At 70.1% G+C, this 24615-nt stretch carries 28 protein-coding genes; 8 read left to right on the top strand and 20 right to left on the bottom strand.

All coding sequences use genetic code 11. The features are described 5' to 3' along the window. Positions 1-27: 27 nt before the first annotated feature. Both rpsO and AC1DWC_RS23895 read right to left on the bottom strand, forming a co-directional pair. Positions 28-297 carry a 30S ribosomal protein S15 gene (rpsO, locus tag AC1DWC_RS23900; protein ID WP_072844169.1) on the bottom strand — a complete coding sequence of 90 codons (270 nt, stop codon included), beginning with the start codon at positions 295-297 and terminating at the stop codon, positions 28-30. A gap of 144 nt (positions 298-441) precedes the next feature. Beyond that, positions 442-1422: a bifunctional riboflavin kinase/FAD synthetase gene (locus tag AC1DWC_RS23895; RefSeq protein ID WP_477912057.1), complete on the bottom strand. Its 981-nt coding sequence runs from the start codon at positions 1420-1422 to the stop codon at positions 442-444. A 94-nt stretch (positions 1423-1516) separates the two neighbouring features. Here AC1DWC_RS23895 and AC1DWC_RS23890 point away from each other — a divergent pair, with 94 nt between their 5' ends. Both AC1DWC_RS23890 and AC1DWC_RS23885 read left to right on the top strand, forming a co-directional pair. Continuing rightward, the gene (locus tag AC1DWC_RS23890) at positions 1517-2245 is read left to right on the top strand and encodes a metal-dependent transcriptional regulator (RefSeq protein WP_477912055.1); all 729 of its coding nucleotides are present in this window, start codon (positions 1517-1519) and stop codon (positions 2243-2245) included. Then, positions 2242-2436 (top strand): hypothetical protein, encoded by a 195-nt coding sequence (locus AC1DWC_RS23885; protein ID WP_477912053.1) that lies wholly within the window; start codon positions 2242-2244, stop codon positions 2434-2436. The genes AC1DWC_RS23890 and AC1DWC_RS23885 overlap by 4 nt, the downstream gene beginning before the upstream one ends. 106 nt (positions 2437-2542) lie before the next feature. Here the strand turns inward: AC1DWC_RS23885 and truB are convergent, their stop codons facing one another. From truB to rimP, 11 genes are all read right to left on the bottom strand, one after another. Next, on the bottom strand, positions 2543-3463 hold the full coding sequence (truB, locus tag AC1DWC_RS23880) for a tRNA pseudouridine(55) synthase TruB (protein ID WP_477912052.1): 921 nt from the start codon (positions 3461-3463) through the stop codon (positions 2543-2545). Positions 3464-3474: 11 nt separating this feature from the next. Continuing rightward, the gene (npt, locus tag AC1DWC_RS23875; RefSeq protein ID WP_072844176.1) at positions 3475-4146 is read right to left on the bottom strand and encodes a 4'-phosphopantetheinyl transferase Npt; all 672 of its coding nucleotides are present in this window, start codon (positions 4144-4146) and stop codon (positions 3475-3477) included. Continuing rightward, on the bottom strand, positions 4143-5069 hold the full coding sequence (locus AC1DWC_RS23870) for a metallophosphoesterase family protein (protein ID WP_072844178.1): 927 nt from the start codon (positions 5067-5069) through the stop codon (positions 4143-4145). The genes npt and AC1DWC_RS23870 overlap by 4 nt, the downstream gene beginning before the upstream one ends. Beyond that, entirely contained in the window at positions 5066-6397 is a 1332-nt protein-coding gene (locus AC1DWC_RS23865; protein ID WP_477912050.1) for an MATE family efflux transporter, read from the bottom strand. Before AC1DWC_RS23865 ends, AC1DWC_RS23870 begins: the two co-directional genes overlap by 4 nt. Positions 6398-6406: 9 nt before the next feature. Further along, a complete protein-coding gene (locus tag AC1DWC_RS23860; protein ID WP_477912048.1) occupies positions 6407-7402 on the bottom strand; it encodes a DHH family phosphoesterase in 996 nt (331 codons plus the stop codon). Positions 7403-7430: 28 nt separating this feature from the next. After that, entirely contained in the window at positions 7431-7901 is a 471-nt protein-coding gene (rbfA, locus tag AC1DWC_RS23855; RefSeq protein ID WP_072844184.1) for a 30S ribosome-binding factor RbfA, read from the bottom strand. Between the two features lie 109 nt (positions 7902-8010). Then, a complete protein-coding gene (locus AC1DWC_RS23850) occupies positions 8011-8295 on the bottom strand; it encodes a DUF503 domain-containing protein (RefSeq protein WP_477912046.1) in 285 nt (94 codons plus the stop codon). Positions 8296-8337: 42 nt separating this feature from the next. Further along, the gene (gene infB, locus AC1DWC_RS23845) at positions 8338-11226 is read right to left on the bottom strand and encodes a translation initiation factor IF-2 (RefSeq protein ID WP_072844188.1); all 2889 of its coding nucleotides are present in this window, start codon (positions 11224-11226) and stop codon (positions 8338-8340) included. A gap of 156 nt (positions 11227-11382) precedes the next feature. After that, positions 11383-11691, bottom strand: a complete 309-nt coding sequence (locus AC1DWC_RS23840; RefSeq protein WP_072844189.1) for a YlxR family protein — start codon at positions 11689-11691, stop codon at positions 11383-11385. Between the two features lie 44 nt (positions 11692-11735). Continuing rightward, a complete protein-coding gene (gene nusA, locus AC1DWC_RS23835; protein WP_072844191.1) occupies positions 11736-12767 on the bottom strand; it encodes a transcription termination factor NusA in 1032 nt (343 codons plus the stop codon). 4 nt (positions 12768-12771) lie between these two features. After that, positions 12772-13374 (bottom strand): ribosome maturation factor RimP, encoded by a 603-nt coding sequence (rimP, locus tag AC1DWC_RS23830; RefSeq protein WP_477912043.1) that lies wholly within the window; start codon positions 13372-13374, stop codon positions 12772-12774. Positions 13375-13506: 132 nt separating this feature from the next. Between rimP and AC1DWC_RS23825 the strand changes: the two genes are divergently transcribed. Together AC1DWC_RS23825 and AC1DWC_RS23820 are read left to right on the top strand one after the other, a co-directional pair. After that, positions 13507-14013 (top strand): hypothetical protein, encoded by a 507-nt coding sequence (locus AC1DWC_RS23825; RefSeq protein WP_477912041.1) that lies wholly within the window; start codon positions 13507-13509, stop codon positions 14011-14013. Continuing rightward, positions 14010-14465, top strand: coding sequence for a ferritin-like domain-containing protein (locus AC1DWC_RS23820; protein WP_477912039.1), 456 nt, complete (start codon positions 14010-14012; stop codon positions 14463-14465). Before AC1DWC_RS23825 ends, AC1DWC_RS23820 begins: the two co-directional genes overlap by 4 nt. Positions 14466-14493: 28 nt before the next feature. On the opposite strand, the gene AC1DWC_RS23815 is transcribed toward AC1DWC_RS23820, so the two are convergent. Both AC1DWC_RS23815 and AC1DWC_RS23810 read right to left on the bottom strand, forming a co-directional pair. Continuing rightward, positions 14494-15600, bottom strand: a complete 1107-nt coding sequence (locus AC1DWC_RS23815) for a PQQ-dependent sugar dehydrogenase (RefSeq protein WP_477912037.1) — start codon at positions 15598-15600, stop codon at positions 14494-14496. Between the two features lie 113 nt (positions 15601-15713). Continuing rightward, positions 15714-17144, bottom strand: coding sequence for a DHA2 family efflux MFS transporter permease subunit (locus tag AC1DWC_RS23810; RefSeq protein WP_477912035.1), 1431 nt, complete (start codon positions 17142-17144; stop codon positions 15714-15716). Positions 17145-17264: 120 nt separating this feature from the next. On the opposite strand from AC1DWC_RS23810, the gene AC1DWC_RS23805 reads away from it, so the two are divergent. Further along, positions 17265-17894 carry a TetR/AcrR family transcriptional regulator gene (locus AC1DWC_RS23805; RefSeq protein ID WP_477912033.1) on the top strand — a complete coding sequence of 210 codons (630 nt, stop codon included), beginning with the start codon at positions 17265-17267 and terminating at the stop codon, positions 17892-17894. Between the two features lie 79 nt (positions 17895-17973). Here the strand turns inward: AC1DWC_RS23805 and AC1DWC_RS23800 are convergent, their stop codons facing one another. Together AC1DWC_RS23800 and AC1DWC_RS23795 are read right to left on the bottom strand one after the other, a co-directional pair. Then, positions 17974-19221: a cytochrome P450 gene (locus AC1DWC_RS23800; protein ID WP_477912031.1), complete on the bottom strand. Its 1248-nt coding sequence runs from the start codon at positions 19219-19221 to the stop codon at positions 17974-17976. Positions 19222-19286: 65 nt separating this feature from the next. Next, positions 19287-20570: a PucR family transcriptional regulator gene (locus AC1DWC_RS23795; protein WP_477912029.1), complete on the bottom strand. Its 1284-nt coding sequence runs from the start codon at positions 20568-20570 to the stop codon at positions 19287-19289. Between the two features lie 218 nt (positions 20571-20788). Between AC1DWC_RS23795 and AC1DWC_RS23790 the strand changes: the two genes are divergently transcribed. The 3 genes from AC1DWC_RS23790 to AC1DWC_RS23780 all read left to right on the top strand — a co-directional run bounded on the left by AC1DWC_RS23790 (position 20789) and on the right by AC1DWC_RS23780 (position 22872). Continuing rightward, positions 20789-21316 (top strand): nuclear transport factor 2 family protein, encoded by a 528-nt coding sequence (locus tag AC1DWC_RS23790; protein ID WP_477912027.1) that lies wholly within the window; start codon positions 20789-20791, stop codon positions 21314-21316. Beyond that, positions 21313-22146, top strand: coding sequence for an SDR family NAD(P)-dependent oxidoreductase (locus AC1DWC_RS23785; protein ID WP_477912025.1), 834 nt, complete (start codon positions 21313-21315; stop codon positions 22144-22146). The genes AC1DWC_RS23790 and AC1DWC_RS23785 overlap by 4 nt, the downstream gene beginning before the upstream one ends. A gap of 105 nt (positions 22147-22251) precedes the next feature. Continuing rightward, complete coding sequence (locus AC1DWC_RS23780; RefSeq protein ID WP_477912023.1) at positions 22252-22872, top strand: FHA domain-containing protein; 621 nt, start codon at positions 22252-22254, stop codon at positions 22870-22872. On the opposite strand, the gene AC1DWC_RS23775 is transcribed toward AC1DWC_RS23780, so the two are convergent. The 3 genes from AC1DWC_RS23775 to AC1DWC_RS23765 all read right to left on the bottom strand — a co-directional run. After that, complete coding sequence (locus tag AC1DWC_RS23775) at positions 22873-23907, bottom strand: alpha/beta fold hydrolase (protein WP_477912021.1); 1035 nt, start codon at positions 23905-23907, stop codon at positions 22873-22875. A 61-nt stretch (positions 23908-23968) separates the two neighbouring features. Then, complete coding sequence (locus AC1DWC_RS23770; protein ID WP_477844493.1) at positions 23969-24283, bottom strand: hypothetical protein; 315 nt, start codon at positions 24281-24283, stop codon at positions 23969-23971. A gap of 86 nt (positions 24284-24369) precedes the next feature. Continuing rightward, positions 24370-24615: hypothetical protein (locus AC1DWC_RS23765; protein ID WP_477912019.1), on the bottom strand; the 246-nt coding region annotated here is incomplete at its 5' end.

Below are 24615 nucleotides of genomic sequence, written 5' to 3'. Positions count from 1 at the left end.
CACTGGTCGGCAGGGCGCGTCGGAAAACTAGCGACGCAGACCCAGACGCTCGATCAGCGAGCGGTAACGCGCGATGTCCACCTTCTGGATGTACTTGAGCAGACGACGACGGCGTCCGACCAGCAGCAGGAGGCCGCGGCGGGAGTGGTGGTCGTGCTTGTGCATCTTCAGGTGCTCGGTGAGGTCGACGATGCGCTTGGTGAGCATGGCCACCTGCGCCTCCGGCGAACCGGTGTCGGTCTCGTGCAGGCCGTACTCTGCGAGAACGGTCTTCTTCTCTTCGGTGGTCAAAGCCACTGTGAATCTCCTGATCACTGACGTCCGCGCAACTGGAACGAGGACCGCCACCCCGGAAAGCGGGCGGCGCACCACGCCGGCGCGGCCACCGCGGACCGCAGCGCACACCAGGAAGCATCCTACCAGGGGCTACGGGCCGGACCGTCAGCCGTGCTGCTGCAGGTCCGCCCGGGTGAGGATTTCACGAACCTTCTCGGCGTCCCGGCCCATCTCCTCGACCAGCGCGTCGACGGAGTCGAACTTCTCCATGCCGCGCACCCGGTCGACGAAGTCGACCGCCACGTGCTGGCCGTACAGGTCCGCCTCGGCGTCGAGGACGAAGGCCTCGACGGTGCGGGTGCGACCGGAGAAGGTCGGGTTGGTGCCGACCGACACGGCGGCCAGGTAGCGCTCCCCCGACTCGACGGTGCCGGCCACCGGACCGGGACCCAGCAGGGTGAACCACGCCGCGTACACCCCGTCGGCGGGGATCGCCGAGTGCGTCGGCGGCGCGATGTTCGCGGTCGGGAAGCCGAGCAGGCGGCCGCGGCCGTCGCCGTGCACCACCACGCCCTCGACGCGGTGCGGCCGGCCCAGTGCCTCCGCCGCGGCCGCGACGTCGCCGGCGTCCACGCAGGAGCGGATGTAGGTCGACGAGAAGGTCACCGCGTGCTCGGCCAGCAGGTTGACGCCGTCGACGGCGAAGCCGAACCGGGAACCGATCTGCCGCAGCAGGTCCACGGTGCCCGCGGCCTTCTTCCCGAAGGTGAAGTTCTCGCCGACCACGACCTCCGCCACGTGCAGCCGCTCCACCAGGATCTCGTGGGCGTACCGCTCGGGGCTCAGCTTCATGAACTCGGGGGTGAAGGGGATGACGCAGAACACGTCGACGCCCAGCTCCTCCGCGAGCTCCGCGCGGCGCGCCAAAGTCGTCAGTTGCGCCGGGTGACTACCCGGCCGCACGACCTCCATCGGGTGGGGGTCGAAAGTCATGACCACACTGGGGACTCCGCGCTCGCTGGCGGCCTTCACGGCACGACTGATCAGCTGCGCGTGACCTCGGTGCACGCCATCGAAAACGCCGATAGTGAGAACGCAACGGCCCCAATCGGCAGGTACCTCGTCGAGACCTCGCCATCTCTGCACGAGTGGCAGCCTACGGCCCGCCTCCGACGCCGTCACGCGCGGATTCCCGTACACGGGTGCGAAGTGGGCGACCCGCGGCCGATTGCCTAAGCTCATGATCGTGGGCGAGCGCAGTGGTGGACCGGACCCGACGACCGGAAACGATCGAACCGAGACCCTGACGACGGTCGCACAGGACTACCTGAAGGTGATCTGGACGGCCGCGGAATGGTCGGGTGAGCAGGTCACGACCAAGATGCTGGCCGAGCGGATCGGGGTGTCCGCCTCGACGGTGTCCGAGGCGATCCGCAAGCTGGCGGGCCAGGGTCTGGTGGACCATGCCCGCTACGGCTCGATCTCGCTGACCGACTCCGGCCGGGCCGCCGCCGTCGCGATGGTGCGCCGGCACCGGCTGATCGAGACCTTCCTCGTCAACGAACTCGGCTACGGCTGGGACGAGGTGCACGACGAGGCGGAGGTCCTCGAGCACGCAGTCTCCGAGCTGATGGTCGACCGGATCGACGCGAAACTCGGTCACCCGGAACGAGATCCGCACGGCGACCCCATCCCGAGCCGTGACGGCTCCATCCCCACCCCGCCGGCCCGCCAGCTCAGCGACTTCGCAGACGGCGAGCACGGCACGGTGGCGCGGATCTCCGACTCCGATCCGGCGATGCTGCGTTACTTCGACTCCGTCGGCATCGCGCTGGACGTGACGATCACCGTCGTCGAACGTCGCGACTACGCCGGCACCGTCTCCGTGCGACTCGGCGACGGGGCGACGATCAGCACGGTCGACCTCGGCAACCCTGCCGCCGAGGCGATCTGGCTGGTCGAGCAGTGAGCGCTCGCCCCTCCCTCGGCGCGTCACTCTTCCGCGGTGTGTTCCTGGCCGCGCTCGCGTTCCTGCTGGTGTCGGGGATCACCGAGGGCAGCTGGTGGACCGTCGTCTACGCGGTGGTGCTGGTGTGGTTCCTGCTCGACTGGCGGTCCGACCGCCGCAACCTCGCATCGGTACCCCAGAACCGCGGGTAGGCGCCCGCCGCACACGGCACACACCCGTTGCCGCGATCACACACCTGTTCCACGTACAACGCGGGTGCGACGCGGCGAATGGGTGTGTGCCGGCGCGGCGGAGGCCTCAGAGACCGCGCAGGGTCGCCGGCCGCACCACCATCACCGAACTGGCCCGACGGCCGCGTTCCTGCAGCAGCGCGATGGTGTGGCCGGTGGGGTCGATCGCCGCGTACACGCCGGGGATGCCGACCGGCTCGAGCCAGCGGCCCTGGCTGATCGCCTCGGCCTCCTCAGTGCTGATCTGCCGGTGCGCGAACGCCGTCTGCGCGGCGTGGTCGATGTCCAGGCTGACGGCCGGGTCCTCGGCGAGCTGCTCGAGGGTCCGGGCGTGCTCGAGGGTGAACGGACCGACGCGGGTGCGCCGCAGCGCGGTCAGGTGACCGCCCACGCCGAGCGTCGCGCCGAGGTCGCGGGCGAGGGCCCGGACGTAGGTCCCGGAGGAGCACTCGACCTCCACGTCCAGGTCGATCGAGTCGACGCCGCGGCGGGTCGCGGTCAGCTCGAAACGGTCGACGGTCACCGGACGCGCCTTGAGCTCGAACTCCTCCCCCGCCCGGATCAGCTTGTGCGCGCGCTGGCCGTCGACCTTGATGGCGCTGACGCTCGACGGCACCTGCTCGATGGCGCCGGTCAGGGTCGCCATCACCGCGGCGATCTCCGCGTCGGTCACCCCGGACGCGTCGGCCCGCGAGATCTCCTCGCCCTCCGCGTCGTCGGTGGTCATCGCCTGACCCAGCCGGATCGTCGCGGTGTACGCCTTGGTGGTCAGCGCCAGCAGTCCGAGCAGCTTGGTGGCGCGCTCGACGCCGAGCACGAGCACGCCCGTGGCCATCGGGTCCAGGGTCCCCGCGTGGCCCACCTTGCGGGTGTTGAGGATCTTGCGGCAGCGTGCGACGACGTCGTGGCTGGTGACGCCGGCGTCCTTGTCGATGACCAACAGCCCGGCGCCATCGAGGCCGGAGGACGGTTTGCGGTGAGAAGACACGATTTTCGAGCCTACTGGACGGTGATCGCGGTGATGACCAGGCCGTCGGAGACCAGCCAGCGCCCGTCGAGCGACGCCAGCGGCGGCCCGTCGAGGGTCTGGCCAGGTACCAGCAGCTCGGAGTGGAACGTGCCGTGGGCGCCGCCGTCGCTCGTCGGTTCGGTGGTCGCGAAGGTGATCCGCGCGTCCTCGAAGCCCAGCCACCGCTCGGTCAGCGGGAACCAGGCCTTGTAGGTCGCCTCCTTGGCGCAGAACAGCAGCCGGTCCCAGTGCACCGAGCCGTCGGCCCGGGCGGCGAGGACCGCGCGCTCCTCGGGCAGGCTCACCGCGTCGAGCACGCCGTCGGGCAGCGGCCCGTGCGGTTCCGCGTCGATGCCGACGGAGCGCACCTGCATCGCGAAGCCGAGCACCGCGGCGCGGTAGCCGTCGCAGTGGGTGAGGCTGCCGACCACCCCGCGCGGGAACCGGGGCACGCCCCGTTCGCCGCGCAGGATCGGTGCCGGCTCCACGCCGAGCTTGCCGAGCGCGACGCGGGCGCAGTGCCGCGCGCTGGTGAACTCGCGGCGGCGCTTGTCCACCGCGCGCGCGATCAGCGCCTCCTCCTGCGGGTGCACCGTCAGGCCGGGCGGGTCCTCGAACAACTCGGCCGCGACGACCCCCGTGGGCAGAATCTGCTCGATCACTTCCGGGCCGCCTTCATCGCCTCGAACTCCGCTTCCTGCTGTGGGGTGATGTGGAAGTGCCCACCCCACTTGTTCAGGGTTCCCGGCGGGTACTCCGGGACGGGCAGGATCTGCCGCAGGAGCCGCTCCGGGAGCCCGCGCTTCTGCCACTCGCGGGGATACCCGAGCGAGACCTCCTCGAAGCGGACGCCGTCGTAGTAGGTGGTGCGCGGGATGTGCAGGTGCCCGTAGACACTGCAGATCGCGTTGTAGCGGGTGTGCCAGTCCGCGGTCAGTTCGGTGCCGCACCACAGCGAGAACTCGGGGTAGAACAGCACCCGAGTGGGCTCGCGGACCAGCGGGAAGTGGTTGATCAGCACGGTCGGGATGCTCAGGTCGAGCTCGTCGAGTCGGGCCCTGGTCGACTCCACCCGGGCGTGGCACCACGCCTCGCGGGTGGCGTACGGCTCGCTGGAGAGCAGGAACTCGTCGCTGGCGACCACGTTCTTGTCGCGCGCGAAGGCCAGGGCGTCGGCCTTGTTCGTGGTGCCCTCGGGCCGGAACGAGTAGTCGTAGAGCAGGAACATCGGCACCAGCGTCGCCGGGCCGCCCTCCCCCTCCCACACCGGGTACGGGTCCTCGGGGGTCACCACGTCGAGTTCCCGGCACATGTTGACCAGGTACTCGTAGCGGGCGGCGCCGTGGATCTGCACGGGGTCCTTGGCGGTGGTCCACAGTTCGTGGTTGCCCGGCACCCAGATGACCTTCTCGAACCGGCTGCGCGCCAGCTTCAGTGCCCACGCGATGTCGTCGGTCTTCTCGGAGACGTCGCCGGCCAGGATCAGCCAGTCCTGCGGGGACTCCGGGTACAGGTCCTCGGTGATCGGGCGGTTCCCGCGATGCCCCACGTGGGTGTCGCTCACCGCCCACAACTTGCGCGTCACTCGTTCCGCCTTCCCGCCGGTATGTCGGCGCCGGTCACAGTCCAGTGCCCGGACGCGGTCCGCCACACGACGGCCAGCATCCTCAGCACCATGAACACCGTAAGCCCCGCCCAGATTCCGGTGAGACCCCAGTCGTACTCGAGCGACAGCCAGATCGGCGGCAGGAACCCCACCAGAGCACAGCCCAGCGTCGCGTTCCGCAGGAAAGCCGCGTCGCCCGCGCCCAGCAGCACCCCGTCGAGGGCGAAGACCACACCGGCGACCGGGATCATCGCCGCGAAGATCCACCAGATGGTGCCGATCTGGTCGAGCACCGCCGGGTCGTCGGTGAACAGGCCCGGCACCACCGAGCGGGCCAGCACGAACACCCCGGCCAGGGCCAGGGCGAACACCGTGGACCACCGCGTCAGCCGCCCGGCCAGTTCCCGGGCGGTCGCGGCGTTGCCGGCCCCCAGCGCCGCCCCGACCAGGGTCTGCGCGGCGATCGCCAGCGAGTCGAGCGTGAGCGCCACCAGGTTCCACAGCTGCAGCACCACCTGGTGCGCCGCGACGGCGGCGGCGCCGAACCGGGCCGCGACGGCCGCCGCGGAGAGGAAGCAGGCCTGGAAGGCCAGGCTGCGCAGGATCAGGTCCCGGCCCAGCACCACCTGCGCGCGCATCACCGACGCGTGCGGGCGCACAGGCACCCGCTCGCGCAGCAGCGCCACCACGAAGCAGGCCGCGGTCACGGTCTGGCCGGCCACGTTGGCCACCGCGGACCCGGCCAGTTCCCAGCGCGGCGCGCCGAGCAGGCCGTGCACCAGGACCGGGCACAGAATCGCCGAGAGCCCCAGCCCGGCCAGCACGAACCGCAACGGCCGCAGCGTGTTCTGCACCCCGCGCATCCATCCGTTGCCCGCCATCGCGACCAGGATGAGCGGCGCGCCGAAGACGGCGATCCGCAGCCACGACAGCGCCTCGGCGGCGATGTCGCCGCCGCCGGCGATCGCCGAGGCGACCGGGCCCCCGACGGCATACACGGCGGCCACCACCGCCAGGCCGATGCCGACCGCCAGGTAGGTGGCCTGCACCCCCTCGGCGACCGCGCCGCGCTCGTCGCCCGCGCCGTGCCGACGGGAGGCCCGCGCGGTGGTGCCGTAGGAGAGAAAGGTGAGCTGGGTGCTGAGCATCGCCAGGATCAGCCCGCCGACGGCGAGGCCGGCCAGCGGGAGTGCGCCGAGCCGGCCCACCACCGCGATGTCGAAGAGCAGGTACAGCGGTTCGGCGGCCAGTACCCCCAACGCGGGGACGGCCAGCCCGAGGATGCGCCGCGACGACGGTTCAGCCAACGCGACGGTTCACCCGAACGCGGCAAGCAGCCCGGCGACGACCTCGTCGGCGTCGCCGAACGCGGTGTAGCCCGACGCGAAGCGGTGCCCGCCCCCGCCGAGCCCCCCGGCGACCTCGGACACGTCGACCGCGGACTTCGAGCGCAGCGAGACCGACCACTCGCCGGGCCGGATCTCCTTGAGGACCGACGCCACCTCCGCCTGCGCGGTGGTGCGGACGATGTCGATGACGCTCTCGATCTCCTCGGCGCCCATGCCCGCCGTGTCGGCGTTCCGCACCAACGCGTAGACCAGGCCACGGCCGCCGACGGCGTCGGGCACCAGCCGGGCCGTGCCGAGCACCGCCGAGAGCATCGGCAGCCAGCCGAACGGGTGGGTGTCGAGCAGCCGACGCGCGATGGCGGTGGAGTCGATGCCGGTGTCGATCAGCCGCTCGGCCAGCTGGTGGGTGCCCGGCTGCACCCAGCGGAACGAACCGGTGTCGGTGACCAGTCCGGCGTACAGGCAGTGCGCCAGGTCCGCGTCGATCTCCACACCCCAGGCGTCGAACAGACGCGCCAGGATCGCCGTCGTCGACTCCGCGGAGTCGTCCACGAGGTTGAACTGGGCGTAACGGGTGTTGGACCGGTGGTGGTCGAGGACCAGGCTGGTGCGGGCACCGTCGAGACGGTTGCCGAGCACGCCGAGCCGACCGCGGCTGCCGCAGTCGACGGTGACCACCAGATCCACCTCGGCCGCGACCTGGTCCGGCCGGACCAGCAGGTCGACCCCGGGCAGGTCACGCATCGACTCCGGCAGCTCGTCGGGCTGCGCGAAGGAGACCTGGACGGGTGTTCCCCGGCGGCTGAACACCTGGGCCAGTGCGAGTCCGCTGCCGATGGTGTCCGCGTCCGGGTGGACGTGGCACAGCACGGTCACAGACGTCGCCTCGGACAGCAGCGCGAGCGCGCCTTCGAGGTCCGTCTCGGCGCCGGCGGCCGCGGCCGGCGGCACGGTCTCGGTCATGCCCGAAGTCCTGTCGTCACCGAGTGCCCTACTCGGCTTCGTCGACCGCGTCGTCACCCTCGTCGACCACGCGAGGCTCCTTGTACGGATCGGCGTCGCCGGCCGGGGTCGCGTTCTCGCGGGCCCGGGCGACCTCGTCGTCCGCCGCCCGCGCACGGGCCAGCAGCTCCTCCATGTGGCGCGCCGCCTCGGGCACCGTGTCCGGGACGAAAGCGAGGGTCGGTGTGAACCGCACGCCGGTGCCGGCGCCCACCTTGGACCGCAGCGAACCGGCGGCCTTGGCCAGGCCGGCCGCCGCACCTTCCATGTCGGGCTCGGTGTTGAGATCGACGCCGCGCACCGTGTAGTACACGGTCGCGTCGTGCAGGTCCGCGGTCACCTTCACGTCGGTGATGGTGACGTAGTCCAGCCGGGGATCCTTGATCTCTCCCCCGATCGCCGTCGCGACGATCGTCGAGATTCGCTTGGCCAGCTTCCGCGCCCTCGCCGGATCTGCCATGACGGGATGTCCCTTCTTCGCGACGGCGGTGCCGTCAAGTTGTGCCGACGGCGTCGCCGTCCGATGTGCGTGGCGGCAGGGCCGCCGAAGTATGTGTGTGTGTTCTCGTTCAGTCTTCTGGACCGAAGATCCTGCGCCGCACGGCCAGCAACTGCAATTCCGGCCGCGACGCCACGTGACGCTCGCAGGTGTCGAGCACCCCGTTGAGGTGGTCGACGTCCGGGCTGACCACGGCCACCCCGATCAGCGAGCGGCGGTAGACGTCCTGATCACCGGTCTCCGAGACGGACACCCCGTACTTGGCCAGTGCCGTGATGACGGGTCTCACGATCGACCGCTTCTCCTTCAGGGAGCGCACGTCGCCGAGCAGGATGTCCAGTTCCAGCGCGCCCACCGAAGACCCGCGGGGACGCACAACCTCACGACGCTGCGACGGTCAGTCGCGCGGCTTCTCGCGCAGCTCGTACGCCTCGATCACGTCACCGACCTTGATGTCGCTGTACGTCACCGTCAGACCGCACTCGTAACCCTCGCGGACCTCGGTCGCGTCTTCCTTCTCCCGCTTGAGCGAGGAGATGGTGACCGTCTCCGCGACAACCACGTTGTCACGGATCAGGCGCGCCTTGGCGTTGCGCTTCATGATGCCCGACGTGACCAGGCAGCCCGCGATGTTACCGATCTTGGAGGACCGGAACATGGCACGGATTTCCGCCCGGCCGAGCTCGACCTCTTCGTAGATCGGCTTGAGCATGCCCTTGAGTGCCTTCTCGATCTCGTCGATGGCCTGGTAGATCACCGAGTAGTACCGGATGTCGACGCCCTCGCGGTTCGCCAGCTCCGTTGCCTTGCCCTCGGCCCGGACGTTGAAGCCGATGATGATCGCGTTCGAGGCCGAGGCCAGGTTCACGTTCGTCTCGGTCACGCCACCGACACCGCGGTCGATGACGCGCAACTGCACCTCGTCGTCGATCTGGATGCCGAGCAGGGCCTCCTCGAGCGCCTCCACGGTGCCCGAGTTGTCGCCCTTGAGGATCAGGTTGAGCTGACTCGTCTCCTTGAGCGCTGCATCGAGATCGTCGAGGCTGATCCGCTTGCGGCTGCGTGCGGCCAGCGCGTTGCGCTTACGCGCATTGCGACGGTCCGCGATCTGCCGGGCGATGCGGTCCTCGTCGACCACGAGCAGGTTGTCGCCTGCACCGGGGACCGACGTGAAGCCGACCACCTGGACGGGACGCGAGGGCAGCGCCTCGAGCACGTCGTCGCCGTGCTCGTCGACCATCCGACGGACGCGTCCGTAGGCGTCGCCGGCCACGATCGAGTCGCCGACCCGCAGCGTTCCGCGCTGGATGAGCACGGTGGCAACGGGGCCACGGCCGCGGTCGAGGTGCGCCTCGATGGCGACACCCTGGGCGTCCATGTCCGGGTTGGCCCGCAGGTCCAGCGAGGCGTCCGCGGTGAGCAGCACGGCCTCGAGCAGCGCATCGATGTTGGTGCCCTGCTTCGCCGAGATGTCGACGAACATGGTCTCTCCGCCGTACTCCTCGGCGACCAGTCCGTACTCGGTCAGCTGCTGCCGGATCTTGTCCGGGTTCGCGCCTTCCTTGTCGATCTTGTTCACCGCGACCACGATCGGCACGTCGGCCGCCTGGGCGTGGTTGATCGCCTCGACCGTCTGCGGCATGACGCCGTCGTCGGCCGCGACCACCAGGATCGCGATGTCGGTGGCCTTCGCACCACGGGCACGCATGGCCGTGAAGGCCTCGTGACCCGGGGTGTCGATGAACGTGACCAGACGATCCTCGCCGTTGAGGTGCGTGAGCACCTGGTAGGCACCGATGTGCTGGGTGATGCCACCGGCCTCGCCCTCGCCGACGTTCTCCTTACGGATCGTGTCGAGCAGGCGGGTCTTGCCGTGGTCGACGTGACCCATGACGGTGACCACCGGCGGACGGGACTCGAGGTCTTCCTCGGTGCCCGCGTCCTCGCCGTAGGTGAGGTCGAAGCTGTCGAGCAGCTCGCGGTCCTCGTCCTCCGGGCTGACGACCTGCACGACGTAGTTCATCTCGCCGCCGAGCAGCTCGAGGGTCTCGTCGTTCACCGACTGCGTGGCCGTGACCATCTCGCCGAGGTTGAACAGCGCCTGCACGAGTGCTGCGGGGTTCGCATCGATCTTGTCCGCGAAGTCCGACAGCGATGCGCCGCGAGCGAGACGGATGGTCTCGCCGTTGCCGCGGGGCAGCCGGACGCCGCCGACTGCGGGCGCCTGCATGCTTTCGTACTCGGCGCGCTTCGCCCGCTTCGACTTACGGCCACGGCGCACTGCTCCGCCGGGACGACCGAAGGCACCTGCTGCTGCGCCGCGCTGACCGGGACGGCCACCGCCGCCACCGGGGCGACCGCGGAAACCGCCGGCGGGAGCTCCACCTGCACCGGGTGCACCTGCACCGGCACCGGGGGCACCGCCACCGCGGTAGCCACCGCCACCGCCGGCGCCACCGGGACGACCGCCCGGTCCGCCCGGACGTCCGCCGCCGGGACGACCTGCGCCCGGGGCCGGACGTGCCGAACGTGCGGGCATCGCGCCCGGGTTCGGGCGAGGAGGCATCGAGCCGGGGCTGGGACGGGGACCGCCCTGACCCGGGGCCGGACGCGGTCCGCCCGGACCTGCGGCGGGACGCGGGGCGCCCGGAGCCGGACGGGGACCGCCCTGGCCGGGAGCCGGACGCGGTCCGCCGGGACGCGGGGCACCGGGTGCCGGACGCGGGGCGGGACGCTCGGCCGGGGCCGAGGAGTACGGGTTGTTCGCGACGCGCGGCGCCTTGGGACCGGGCTTCGGACCCGGAGCCGACGGCGCGGGAGCCGGAGCGGCACTCGCGGCCGGTGCCACGGGGGCGGCCGGAGCGGCGGGAGCCGGCTTCGGTGCCGGTGCGGCGGGCACGGGTGCGCCGGGACGCGGTCCGGGTGCGGCCGCCGCGGGGGCGGGCGCTGCCGGTGCCGGCGCTGCCGGTGTGGGCTGTGCTGCGACCGGCGCGGGAGCAGCCGGTGCCGGTGCCGGTGCCGCCGGAGCGGGCGCCGGTGCCGGAGCCGCCGGCTTCGGGCCGGGACGCGGTCCGCCGGGCTTCGGTGACGCTGCCTGGGGCTTTGCGGGTGCTGCCGCCGAATCGGCCGACGGGAAGGACTCCCGCAGCCGCCGTGCGACGGGCGCCTCCACTGTGGAGGACGCCGACTTCACGAACTCGCCCTGCTCCTTGAGCCGTGCGAGTAGTTCCTTACTGGTGACACCGAGTTCCTTTGCCAACTCGTGTACACGGGCCTTGCCTGCCACTGCTCTCCTCACTGATGAGGTCGAGCGCGGCTGGGCGCCCGCACGACCTCGGGTTAACTCCGATGGACGATCATCGTTGGTGCTTCACGGTGTGCTCATGAGTGTGTTTGCCTAACTCGTCTCAAGAGGTACTGCTCTGTTGTGGATGCGGCTCGATCACGAGATCTGCTCGATCTCCCGATCCAGTGCCGCCGTGTCCAGGGTTCCGGACACTCGCAGCGCTCTGCCGAATGCTCGGCGCTTCTCCGCCAGGCTCAGACAGTTCGGTTCGGGGTGCAACCACGCACCTCGTCCCGGGAGCCTGCGCCGAGGATCGGGCACCGCGGCCCAGCCCTCCGGCTGAACCTCGCGCGCGACGACCCGCAGCAGATCCGCGGCCAGCGCGCGTTTACGGCATCCGACGCACGTGCGCACCGGTTGACCGGTGCATTCGCGCGTCTCCGCCGAAAACTCATGCTGAGCCATCGACCACTCTACCGCTGTTGACAACAGTTACGTACATGCCGCCCCTAAACGCGCGTCGACGCAGGTCCGGACGGCGAGTCAGTCACCGGCGCGGCGTCGGATCGGATGTCGATCCGCCAGCCCGTCAAGCGTGCAGCCAGGCGGGCGTTTTGCCCCTCCTTGCCGATGGCCAGCGACAACTGGAAGTCGGGGACCACCACGCGCGCGGCGCGCGCGTCGGCGTCCACCACTGTGACGGACACAACCTTCGACGGCGACAACGCGTTGCCCACGAACCGGGCCGGGTTGTCGTCGAAGTCGATGATGTCGATCTTCTCGCCGGCCAGTTCGCTCATCACGTTGCGCACCCGCTGGCCCATCGGGCCGATGCACGCGCCCTTGGCGTTGAGACCCTGGACCCGGGACGCGACGGCGATCTTGGTGCGGTGACCGGCCTCGCGCGCGACCGCGACGATCTCGACCGAGCCGTCCGCGATCTCGGGCACCTCGAGCGCGAAGAGCTTGCGCACGAGGTTCGGGTGGGTGCGCGAGAGGGTGATCTGCGGGCCGCGCTGGCCGCGGGTGACACCCACGACGTAGCACTTGATCCGCTCGCCGTGCTCGTAGGTCTCCCCCGGCACCTGCTCGGCCGCGGGCAGCACGCCCTCGGCTCCGTTGGCCTCGCTGCCGATCCGCACCACGACCATGCCGCGGGCGTTGGCACGGGTGTCGCGCTGGATGATGCCGCCGACGATCTCGCCCTCGTGGGTGGAGAACTCGCCGAAGCTCTTCTCGTGCTCGGCGTCCCGCAGTCGCTGCAGGATCACCTGCCGGGCCGTGGTCGCGGCGATCCGGCCGAAGCCCTCGGGGGTGTCGTCCCACTCCTCGCCGACGATGTTGCCGTCGGAGTCGACCTCGCGGGCCATCACCCGGACGATGCCGCTCTTGGTGTCCACGTCGATGCGGGCGTGGGACTGGTGCCCCTCGGTGTGCCGGTAGGCGGTGAGCAGCGCGGTCTGGATGGTCTCGATGATCGTGCCGACCGAGATCCCCTTGTCTTCCTCAATGGCGCGCAGCGCGGCAATGTCGATATTCACTTGTCTACCCTTCTACCTGAAATTCGTCGTCTGTCTCGTCTGTCTCGTCCGCGCCCGCTGTCAGGTCCACCGCGTCGTCGACGTCGGTGGGCAGGACCCGACCCTCGGCCACCCCGCCCGCGAGCTCGAGCTCGGCCGGGTTGGGCTTCGAAAACTCCACCTGCACTACCGCTTTCACCACATCGGCGAGGGCGATCTCCCGCACCGTCGGTCCACCCTTGCCGGGCAGCACCAGCGCGACGACGCCGTCGCCGAGGGCACCGACCCGGCCGGTCAGCTGCTCGTCGGCGAACTGGACCGCCACCTTGCGGCCGCGCGCGCGACGCCAGTGCCGGGGTTCGGTGAGCGGGCGGTCGACACCGGGTGAGGTGACCTCGAGCGTGTACGGGGTCTCGCCGAACTCGGTTGCGGCGTCGAACGCGTCGGAGATCACCCGGCTCATCTCGGCGACCGCGTCCAACTCGAGGCCGGCATCGCCGTCCACCATCACGCGGACCACGCTGTGCTTGCCGGCCTGGGTGACCGTGACGTCCTCCAGGTCGTATCCCTGTCGGTCTACAAGACCGGAGAGGAGTTCGACCACCCTCTCCTTTGACGGAACCGGCATCAGTGGAACTCCTCGTTCAGTTGTGTTCGGATCACAAGTCTTCGGCGCGAAGACTAAGGATATCGTGCATTTGACCCTCCGGTGACCAGCCTGGGTTCGGATGCCCGACAGCACACCTGACAGGATGGGTCCGTGCCTGCAGCCCTCATCAGCCCCGCGCTCTCACGACGCGGCGCCTTCCGGGTGGCCGGCGCCGCGGCCCTCGGCCTCGCCGCCCTCGGCGCCACCGCCGGATGCGCCGGTTCCGGTTCGAACGACGAGGCCCGGGAACCGGACCCCCTGCTCGTCCCGCTGGCCGCGGCCAGACGGGACGCGGCCGCGGCCACCGCCGCCGCGGCCCTGGCACCCGACCGGGCCGGGGCCCTGACCGTCGTCGCGAACGAACGCACCGCCCACGCCGACGCGCTGTCCGCCGAGATCCTCCGGGCCGCCGGCAGCGAGGCCACCTCGACCACCACCGCGGCGCCGAGCCCCACCGCCGCCTCGGCGCCCCCAGCAGTGGACGACGTCCGCGCCGACCTGGCCGACTCGCAGCGCGGCGCGGCCGCTCTGGCGCGGCGCGTGGACGGCTACCGGGCCGGACTCCTCGGCTCCATCAGCGCGGCCGTGGCCGTGCAGCAGGCGGTGTTGCTGCCATGACCTCCCCCACCACCTCGCTCGGGCCCGAGCAGCAGGCCCTGGTCGACGCCCTGCGCGCCGAGCACGCCGCCGTGTACGCCTACGGGATCGTCGCGGCCTTCTCCAACCCCGCACGGATCGGACAGATCTCGGCGGACGCCGCATCGCACCGGGCCCGGCGCGATGCCACCGTCGACGCGCTCGTCGCGGCGAGCGTGACCCCGCCGGGCGCCGAGTCCGGGTACACCATCCCGTTCCCGGTCACCGACCCGACCACCGCGGTCCAGCTCGCCGCCCGCGTGGAGGGTGACGCCGCGGTCGCGTGGCGGTCGGTGATCGAACGCGCACAGTCCGAGCACACCCGGGGCGTCGCGGTCGACGCCCTCACCGAAACCGCTCTGCGCCTTGCGAACTGGCAGGCGGTTCTCGGCGTGACACCGCCGACCACGGCGTTCCCCGGCCAGCCCGGCTAGGGCATTGTGTGGCGTCGCCGTGCGCCAGTCACCGCTCTCCCACGGTCACCGCGAGTATGCGGTCGTCGCCGATCCCGGGGGAACCGCGCCCGTCTCGGTTGGAGGTGGTCACCCACAGGCGGCCGTCGGGCGCGAACGCCACGGTGCGCATCCGGCCGTACTCGCCGACGAAGAAGTCGCGCGGTTCGGCGGCGGTGCCGGTGGTGACGTCGATGCGCCAGAGCCGTTGCCCGCGCAACGCCGCCATCCACAGACGGCCCTGCGCGTAGGCCAGCCCCGACGGCGACGCCTCGGAGACACCCCAGGTCAGCTGGGGATCTGTGTACGGTTCGCGACCGCCGACTCCTTCTGTTGCGGGCCATCCGTAGTTGCCGCCGGGTTGGATGCGATTGAGTTCGTCGGATCGGCTCGAGCCGAACTCGCTGGCCCACAGCGTCCCGTGGTCGTCGAAGGCGAGGCCCTGCACATTGCGGTGGCCCAGGCTCCAGACCGGCGAGGTCGGGGTCGGGTTGCCCGGCGCGGGTCGGCCGTCGGTGGTGATACGAAGTATCTTGCCGCCCAACGAATCCGGTTCCTGCGCGAGGTCCCGATCCCCGGCTTCGCCGGTGGACACGTAGAGGTATCCGTCCGGCCCGAAGGCGAGACGTCCGCCGTCGTGAATGGACCCGGCGGGGATGTCGTCGAGGATGACATCGAGCTTGCCGAGCGCCCCGTCGTGGAGTGTGGTGCGTACGACCCTGTTGTCGGTGCTCGTGGTGAAGTAGAAGAACACGAACCGGTCCGTGTCGAAGGTCGGCGAAACGGCGACGCCGAGCAGACCCGCCTCGCCCCGCGGCGCTGCCGGGTCGATCGTTCCGACCACCGTCGTCCGGCCGTCACGAACAGTGAGAACTCGGCGCGTGTCTCGTTCGGTGACGATCGCCGTTGCGTCGGGGAGGAACGCGAGTCCCCACGGGGTCTCGAGTCCCTCGGCGATCGTGTCCACGACGGTCGGGGCCTGCGAGTCCTGGGCCGGCGCCTCGGCGTTCGTCGCCTGGGCCGAAGTGGCGTCCCCGGTTGTGCCGGGGTTGTCGGAGACGCAACCGGTCAGACCGAGGAGAAGGACCAGCACGACGAGCACTCTCACGCCGGTCACCTGCCTTCCGTCACTTCCATGCCCACGCTGGGAGACGCGCGAACGGTAGACCTGACGCCACGGACCCATCATATGAGTCACGGTCGACCCGTGAGCGGCCCTTCGTACTGCCGCTACACCGACTGCTCCTTGCGGCTCGGCATCGCCAGCGCCGCCACGATCGCGACGACGACGGAGGCCGCGCCTACCAGCAACGCGGGCTGCAGGCCGTCCGCGTAGCCCGCCGGGGTGAGGCTGCCGCCCTTCCCGAGGAACACCGCGGTCAGCACCGCGACACCGAGCGCGACGCCGACCTCGCGGATCGTCGAGTTCACGGAACTGGCTGTGGCGTGGTCGACCTCGGCCATGTCGACGAGAACCGCGGTGGCACTGGGAGCGAAGGTCAGGCCCATCCCGATGCCCGCCATCGCGAGCGCCGGCACCATCGCCCCGTAGCTGGTGCCGGGTTCGAGGATCATCGCCATCCACACCAGCGACGCCGCCTGCAGGGTCAGACCGGAGACCAGCAGCGGACGCAGCCCGACCCGCGGCGCCAGGATGCCGGCGATCGGCGCCACCACCATCGGTGCGGCGGTCCACGGCAGGGTGCGCAGGCCGGCCTGGAACGGCGTGTAGCCCATCACGATCTGCAGGTACTGGGCGAGCAGGAACACCGCACCGAACATCCCGAGCGTGAAGGCGAGGCCGATCACGTTGGCGACCGAGAAGCTGCGGGAGCGGAACAGTCGCATCGGCATCACCGGGTTCGGGGTGCGCAGCTCGTGGATCACGAAGGCGGACAGGGCGAGTGCCGACGCGGCGAGCGAACCGAGGACCATCGCCGAGGTCCAGCCGTCGTCGTTGCCGTGCACGATCGCCCACACCCCGAGGAACACGCCGGCCCCGGCCAGTGCCACACCGAGCAGGTCCATCGGCGCACGCCGACCGCGGGACTCCCCCAGCGCGTAGAGCGCCAGCGGCACCGCGACCAGGGCCACCGGCACGTTGAGCCAGAAGATCGCCTGCCAGGAGACGCCGTCGACAACGGCGCCGCCGATCACCGGGCCGAGCGCGACCCCGAGTCCGGAGACACCACCCCAGACGCCGATGGCGAGCGCGCGCTTCGAGGCCGGAACGGCGCCGGCCAGCAGGGTGAGCGAGAGCGGCATGATCGCCGCCGCACCGACGCCCTGGACGGCCCGCGCCGCGATCAACATCGCGGGGGTCGTCGACAGCGCGGACGCGATCGAGGCCGCGGTGAACAGCGCGATGCCGTAGAGGAAGACGCGGCGCCGGCCCCAGCGGTCGCCGAGGCCGGCCGCGGCGAGCATCAGGGTGGCGAACGCGAGGGTGTAGGCGTTCATGAACCACTGCAGCTGACCCACCGTGGCCTGCAGGTTCTGCTGGATCACCGGAAGCGCACTGGTCATGACGAGGTTGTCGAGGGTGGCCATGAACATCGGCAGCGAGGCCGCGATCAGGGCCAACCAGATCGGGACGGTCCGGCGCGCGGACGACGGTTGCGGCTCGACGAGGACGTCGAGTTGATCGGAGACTGTGGTCATCACTGCTCCTCGGAGTGAGGGCTCCGGATCCGGAGTCGTTGTAAGCATCGGGAGTCGTTGTAAGCATCGAATGATTACTTGATTCGTCCGACGCTAGTTATCAAGTGATAACCTGTCAATATGTCTGCACCCACGAATTCCCCGCGGCCTACCCGGATGAGCGCACCGGAACGTCGGGAGCTCGTCCTGGCCGCGGCGTCGCGGGCGTTCGCGCGCGGCGGGTACGCGGGCACCAGCACCGACGCGGTGGCCAAGGAGGCCGGGGTCTCCCAGCCCTACGTGGTGCGCATGTTCGGCACCAAGGCCGAACTGTTCCGCGAGGTGCTCGCACGGGCGCTGACCAGGATCGTCGAGACCTTCGACGCGGAACTCGACCGGCTGACGATCGACCCGGACAGCGAGGAGTTCTGGGCCCAGCTCGGCGCCGCCTACGCCGGGCTGATCGCCGACCAGGACCTGCTGCTGGTGATGATGCACGGCTTCTCGGCGGGCGGCACCCCGGCGATCGGCGCCCAGGCGCGGTCCACGATGTCCGCGATCTACACCCAGATCCGTACCCGCACCGGCTGCACACCGGAGAAGGCGCGTGAGTTCATCGCCCAGGGCATGCTGATCAACACGATGCTCGCCATGCGGGCGCCGGAGCACTTCGACGAGGACCCCGCACTCGCGGAACTGTCGGCCTGCGTGTTCGGCGGCACCCTCGACGCCGACGCCACCGATTCCGCGGCGACCGAGACTCGGGGCTGACCCGCATTCCGCGGAACAGCCAGCACCCGAGACCCGGTATCGCGCCCCCTCCTTGGCCAGAGTCGAGGAGGTGTGACTGTCAGTGCTTCACAGGGCACCGACCGTTGAAGTCCACTTCGAACTCCTTGATTCCGTTCAACCAACCCGAGCGCAGTCGCTTCGGATCACCCAGCCTGGTGATGTCGGGCAGGTGGTCGGCGATCGCGTTGAAGATCAGGTCGATCTCGAGGCGTGCCAGGTTCGCGCCGATGCAGAAGTGCGCTCCGGTACCGCCGAAGCCCAGGTGCGGGTTGGGGTCTCGCGTGATGTCGAACGTCATCGGGTCGTCGAAGACGTCCTCGTCGAAGTTGGCCGAGGCGTAGAACATCGCGACCCTGTCCCCCTTCTTGATCTGCCGGCCACCGAGCGTGGTGTCGGTCAGCGCGGTCCGCTGGAAGGCGGTGACGGGGGTGGCCCAGCGGACGATCTCGTCGGCTGCCGTACGCGGGCGCTCCTTCTTGTACAGCTCCCACTGCCCCGGATTCTCGAGGAACGCAATCATCCCGTGCGTAATCGCGTTCCGGGTGGTCTCGTTGCCTGCGACCGCGAGCAGGATGACGAAGAATCCGAACTCCTCGGGACTGAGCTCGTCGCCGTCGATGTCGGCCTGCAGCAACTGGGTGAGGATGTCGTCGGCCGGGCACTTCTTGCGTTCCTCCGCCATCCGGTAGGCGTATCCGAGCAGCTCCATCGACGCGGTCTGGGGGTCGCCTTCGAACTCAGGGTCGTCGTAGCCGGTCATCTGATTGGACCAGTCGAAGACCTTGCCCCGATCCTCCTGGGGGATACCGATGAGCTCCGCGATCGCCTGCAGTGGCAGCTCGCTGGCAACACGGGTGACGAAGTCGCCTGCTCCGGCCACCGCGGCGTCGGTGACGATCCGTTCCGCTCGCGCGGACAGCGCGCCCTCGAGAATGCCCACCGCGCGGGGCGTGAAGCCACGCGCGATGATCTTGCGCAGCTTGGTGTGTTCCGGCGCGTCCTTGAACAGCAGGATGTGCCGCTGCAACTCGACGGCCTCACGGGGGATGTCGTCGTTGAACCGGACGATCGCGGTGTTTTCCCACGTGGAGTACACGTCACCGTCGCGTGAGACCTCTTTGACGTCCTCGTGCCGGGTGACAACCCAGTACCCGTCGTCCTGGAACCCGCCGGTGCTCGGTGGTTGCGGGCACCACCAGACCGGCGCCGACCGACGCAGCTCGGCGAACTCCGCGTGCGGGACACGCGTCGAGTAGATGTCCGGGTCGGTGGGGTCGAATCCGTCGGGCAGGTTCGGGATGGGCACTGTGATCTCCTCTTGTCAGACCGTCGACAGTCAGCCTTGCAGGAGAGCAGCTTTGGCGGCTTGGCCTAGTTGTCCAAGGTCCCCCGGTTGTTTTGTTCGGTCGACACATCCGCGTCGGTGCGACCGCCGAATGTGTCGAAGTAGTCGAGTGCCAGTTCCAGGTGCAGCGTGCGGTGGTTGATTCGCCGGCCGAGACGCTCCTCGATCTGTTGCACGCGGTACCGGACGGTGTTCTTGTGCACGGCCAGCTGGCGAGCGGCGGCCTCGAAATTTCCTTGGTGCGAAAGGACCGACCCGAGCGTTTCTCGAAGCCTGACGGACGGCTCGTCCTCGCCCAGCATCCCGTGAAGCTCCCGTTCGACGAGGGTGTTCATCGCGTCCGGGCGGGCGGCGAGCAGCGAGACGAGCTCGACGTCGTGGTAGCTCGTCACGGACCGGCTCCGCTGTGCGCGCGTGGCGATCTGTTGCGCCGCCTGGGCCTCACGGTGGGTTCGACGGAACCCGTCGATGCCCTGCCCCGGCCGGCCCACCGCCACGCGGATGCCGGGGGGCACGAGAGCGGAGTCGATCGTGGGTTCCTCGCTGCTGCCGGTCACCATCCAGACCCACAGTCCCCGCGCACCTGACGGGACGCAGAGGATCTCGGCTGAGGATGCAGATCGAGCCAGCCGCAGGGCGAGAGGCTCGAAGATCCGTGAGTCGATCGAGAGTGCGTGTTCGGTTGTCCACAACACCATTGCGGTGTGGACGCGGTGGACCGGGTAGCCGAGCCGGACGGATGCGTCGTCGAGGCTGTTCTCGGTGCCGTCCAGGATTTCACGCACCGTGTTGACCCTCATCGAGAACGCTCCGCTGAGCAGTCTTTCGCGTTCCTGCGTGTAGGTCGCGGCGAGTTCCTCGAGCATGGAGTTCATGACCTCGCTCGTCTGCTCCCACATCATGACGACGAGTTGCACCTTGAAATCCGCTGGCACATCGGCGTTGTTGACGAATTCCGTGACGAACCGCCAGACCGCCCGGTGACCGGCGTGATAGAGCTGGGAGAGAATCCGCAGTTCCAGTCCGCGGCGCGCGATGGTGCGTGCCAGGGAACGAGCTTCGTCAGCGACCGGGACAGACCAGGCGGGGTCGGCGTCCGCCCGCCGCACAACCAGGATGAGCCGGAACTGGCTGCGAACAGCGAGTTGAAGGTCGCGCTGAATCTCGGCGTCCGTGGACAACTCCGGGACGTCCGACCCCATGGACCGCCAGACCCTGTCGATGAACGATTCGAGGTCGGCACGGGAGAGGGTTTCCGCGACGTAGTTGCGCATCCACTGTCCGGCCTGCGCGGTACTCGGCGTGTCCATGCCCCTCCTCGAACGACGGAGTCGTGCGGGGACAACTCCTGGCGGACCGCTCAGCGTATTCAGTCCCCGACCACCGCGATGGCGAACCCGTCCCAGCCCCTTACGCCCGACGGTGGCCAGCAGTCACCGCCCGCTGATTGGGAAGACCCGCTGCGGGTGTGACGGCGCACACCCTAGGGTCTCCTCACACGCAACAACAGCCACAGACGGGACGCATCTTGGACCTCGCGCAGCGGATCGACAACCTCGAGCAGATCGAGGCGATCAAGAAACTCAAGTACGGGTACTGGCGCGCCTGCGACGCCAAGGACCCGGTCGCCTTCCGGGCCAGCTTCGTGCGAACCGGCGCCGACATCGACTACGGCCGTCTCGGCTCGTTCCAGGACGCCGACCCGATGACGGAGATCTTCACCAAGGTCGCGCTGGCCAAGGTCGACGGCGAGCACGTCATCTACGACATGCACCACGGCATGCACCCGGAGATCACCGTGACCGGCGAGCACACCGCCACCGGACGCTGGACCCTGCGGTTCCGGCAGGTGAACCTGCTCGACCGCACCGAGACGCTGACCACCGGCGAGTACGACGACGAGTACCTGCTCGAGGACGGCGAGTGGAAGATGTCCAAGTGCCACTTCACGGCGACCTGGTCGATCCAGCAGCCGCTCGCCGCGGACGCGGTCGTCACCGGCAACTTCCCCGCGGCGACGCCGCAGTCGCCCGAGAACACGGTGGTGGACCGATGAGCGAACGCAAGATCGCCCTCGTCACCGGCGCCAGCCGCAGCGTCGGCAAGGGCGTCGCCCTGGCACTCGGGTCGGACGGCTGGACCGTCTACGTCACCTCCCGCGGCGAGGTGGGCACCGGCGGGCCACTCGACGCCACCGTCGGCGAGATCGACGCGCGCGGCGGCAAGGGAGTCGCGGTGCAGTGCGACCACACCGACGACGCCCAGATCCAGCAGCTGTTCGCCCGGATTGCCGAGGAGCAGGACGGCCGGCTGGACCTGCTGGTCAACAACGCCTGGGCGGGCCCGTCCGACGGGTACGCCGGATTCTCGCAGCCGTTCTGGAAGCGCCCGATCAGCGACTGGGATTCGCTGATCGGGATCGGCCTGCGCGCGCACTACGTCGCCAGCGTCGAGGCCGCGAAGCTGATGGTGCCGCGCGGCAGCGGGCTGATCGGCAACATCTCGTCCTTCGGCACCCGCGGGTACCTGCACTCGGTGCTGTACGGGATGTCCAAGGCGGGGCTGGACAAGATGGCGGCGGACATGGCCGTCGAGCTCAAGGGCACCGGGGTCAGCGCGTTGTCCTTCTGGCCGGGCCTGGTCCGCAACGAGGCGATGGTCGCGAGCGGCATGAAGAGCTTCGAGGGGTTCTCCCTCGCGGACGCCGAGACCCCCGAGTTCATCGGGCGGGTGATCGTCGCGCTGGCCAACGACCCGAACGTCGGCGAGCGCAGCGGACACACCCAGATCGTGGCGGAGACCGCGCTGGAGTACGGCATCACCGACGTCGACGGCAACCAGCCGGCCTCGCACCGGGCGGCGTTCGGCGGCGGCGCGCTGTACTGACCGCGCACCACCCGCCTCACGGCTCGCACCTCGACTCTCCCGGCCCCGCTCTTGCCCGACGGCGGGGCCGGGAGGCACGATTGACCCGTGCCCTCGGAGGTGCCCATGGACAGACCCGCTGAGTCTCGGCTGGTCTACGCCGGTCCCGACGGCAGTCGGCACCTGCTGGACCTGTCGCCCGACCTGCCCCGCCTCACCGTCGGACGCGCCCCGACGTCGAGCCTGCGGCKCGGCGAGGACGACGAGGTCTCCCGGCTGCACGCGGTGATCGAATGCGTCGGCGCGCACTGGACGATCGTCGACGACGGACTCTCCCGCAACGGCACCTTCGTCAACGGTGACCGCATCGTCGGCCGGCGACGGCTCACCACCGGCGACAGCATCCGGATCGGTGGCACGGTGATGACCTACCAGGAGTTCGGTGGCGAACCGGTCGAGGCGACGATGGTGGCCGCCAACACACCGACCGCCCGGTCGCTGACGGAGACGCAACGTGCGATCCTGACCGCGCTGTGCCGGCCCTACAAGCACGGCGCGATGTTCGCGAACCCGGCGTCGAACCAGCAGATCGCAGCGGAGCTCTTCCTCAGTGTCGACACCGTCAAGACGCACCTCCGCACCCTGTTCGGCAAGTTCGGGGTCGAGGACCTGCCGCAGAACCAGAAGCGGGTGCGGCTCGCCGAGCGGGCGATGCACAGCGGCATCATCAACGCCCGCGACCTCTGATCAACCGGTCGCCGTGACCATGCCCGTGTCGGCCGCGCCCGACCCGACGGCCGCCGCACCGACCCGCGCCACCAGCGCCGCGATCGCGCCCGCGACCTCCGCCGGGCGCTCGAGGATCACCGAGTGCCCGGCGCCCTCGATCCGCACCAGGTCGGCGGCCGGCAACCGGCTCGCCATCGCGGTCGAGTGCGAGAACGGCGTCAGCAGGTCCGCGCTGCCGCACACCACGACGGACGGGATGCCCGCCAACGTCGTCAGCGTCCCGGTCTCGTCGAATCCCGCGAACGACGCCAGGAATCCGCACATCGTCGCCACCGAGGTGTCGTTCACCATCGCCGCTGCCACCGCGACTATGCGTGGGTCCACGCTGCGGTTTCCGACGGCCGCGATGCGGACGAGCGCGCCGCACAGGTTGTGACCCAGCCGCCGCGAGCCCTGGGCGATCCGCGGCGTCCACCGGACCGCCGCCTGCAGCACGGACAGTGCGGGGCCGCGCAGCAGCCGTCCGGGTCCGGTGTCGGCCAGCCCTCCCGCCGCCGTCGAGATCAGGGCGAGGCCCGCCAGTCGGTCGCCGACCAGCAGCGGGTTCTGCCGCGCGTAGGTCAGTGCGGTCATCCCCCCCATCGAGTGTCCGACGAGGACCACCGGCCCGTGCGGCGCGACCGCGGTGAGAACCGCGCCGAGGTCGCGGCCGAGTTGCTCGATCGTGTAAGCGGCCGCGGGGGCGTGACCGGACTCGCCGTGCCCCCGGTGGTCGTAGAAGACCATCCGCACCTCGTCGCCCCAGGAACCGGCCAACTGCTCCCGCAGGAACGACCACGACTCCGAGTGCAGGCAGTGCCCGTGCGCGAAGACGGCGGTGACCGGGGCGTCGGGACTGCCGTACTCGCGGACGGCGAGGGGAACGCCGTCGTCGGCAGTGACAGTGACCCGGCGTCCGCCGGCGGGGACCGTGACCCGGCGTCCGCCGGCAGGGACCGTGACCCGACGCCCGCCAGTGAGGACTGTCTTCGACCTGGTGCCCTCGTTCGACATGGTGTCCTCCTCACGTACTTGCTGTATCGGTTCGGCGCCGCGGATCCTTACACCCGGATTGCTACTTCAGAGGCGGCAGTCCCGGGATACTCGGGCCGCTGCCGAGGTTCACCCCGCCGGGGCCCGCGCCGATGCCGCCGACACCGATCGGTCCGACGTTGGCGCCACCGATCGCGACATTTCCGTTCGAGCCGGGGGCGCCGTTCGAGCCGGGGGCGCCGATCGGGAGTGCACCGTTCGTCGGTGCCCCGTTCTGCGGGCCGCCGAAGCCGAAGTCCGGGGTCTGGGCGGCGGCGATGCCCGCGCCCGCGGAGAGCATGAGGAAGGCCGCGGCCGCTGCCATGGTGGTGCGCCGGGCGATTGTGTTGTCGAACATTTCTGGTCCCTTCGGGATGTGGAGGGGGCCGGCACCGGTCTGGTGACGTGGTGCCGGCCCCTTGGGTGGTCGGGTCGTGCCTGGGGTCAGCAGAAGATGAAGGGGAAGCTGCAGCTCTCCTCGGTGGTGGTGGTCGTGGTGGTGTTCGTGGTCGGGTTGTTCGTCCCACCGGCCCCGCCGGCTCCACCGGCACCGCCACCGCCACCGTTCGCGTCACCGGTGGTCGCGTTGCCGCTGTTCCCGCCGATCGCGCCGCCACCGTTTCCGGAGGACACGCCACCCTGGTTGCCGTTGCCGATGTTGACGCCGCCGATGGCCACGTTGCCGTTGCC

The organism is Rhodococcus sp. P4_C10, from assembly GCF_056402135.1.
The sequence above is the reverse complement of the archived record's forward strand: the minus strand, read 5'-3'. Positions and strand labels throughout refer to the sequence as shown.

Bases quoted from the DNA above. Each gene is read 5' to 3' on its own strand.
- AC1DWC_RS23775 (WP_477912021.1), bottom strand. From the start codon at position 23,907: ATGTCGAACGAGGGCACCAGGTCGAAGACAGTCCTCACTGGCGGGCGT.
- AC1DWC_RS23810 (WP_477912035.1), bottom strand. From the start codon at position 17,144: ATGACCACAGTCTCCGATCAACTCGACGTCCTCGTCGAGCCGCAACCG.
- AC1DWC_RS23890 (WP_477912055.1), top strand. From the start codon at position 1,517: ATGATCGTGGGCGAGCGCAGTGGTGGACCGGACCCGACGACCGGAAAC.
- rbfA (WP_072844184.1), bottom strand. From the start codon at position 7,901: ATGGCAGATCCGGCGAGGGCGCGGAAGCTGGCCAAGCGAATCTCGACG.
- AC1DWC_RS23770 (WP_477844493.1), bottom strand. From the start codon at position 24,283: ATGTTCGACAACACAATCGCCCGGCGCACCACCATGGCAGCGGCCGCG.
- AC1DWC_RS23860 (WP_477912048.1), bottom strand. From the start codon at position 7,402: ATGACCGAGACCGTGCCGCCGGCCGCGGCCGCCGGCGCCGAGACGGAC.
- AC1DWC_RS23805 (WP_477912033.1), top strand. From the start codon at position 17,265: ATGTCTGCACCCACGAATTCCCCGCGGCCTACCCGGATGAGCGCACCG.
- rimP (WP_477912043.1), bottom strand. From the start codon at position 13,374: ATGCCGGTTCCGTCAAAGGAGAGGGTGGTCGAACTCCTCTCCGGTCTT.
- AC1DWC_RS23795 (WP_477912029.1), bottom strand. From the start codon at position 20,570: ATGGACACGCCGAGTACCGCGCAGGCCGGACAGTGGATGCGCAACTAC.
- AC1DWC_RS23840 (WP_072844189.1), bottom strand. From the start codon at position 11,691: ATGGCTCAGCATGAGTTTTCGGCGGAGACGCGCGAATGCACCGGTCAA.
- AC1DWC_RS23785 (WP_477912025.1), top strand. From the start codon at position 21,313: ATGAGCGAACGCAAGATCGCCCTCGTCACCGGCGCCAGCCGCAGCGTC.
- AC1DWC_RS23820 (WP_477912039.1), top strand. From the start codon at position 14,010: ATGACCTCCCCCACCACCTCGCTCGGGCCCGAGCAGCAGGCCCTGGTC.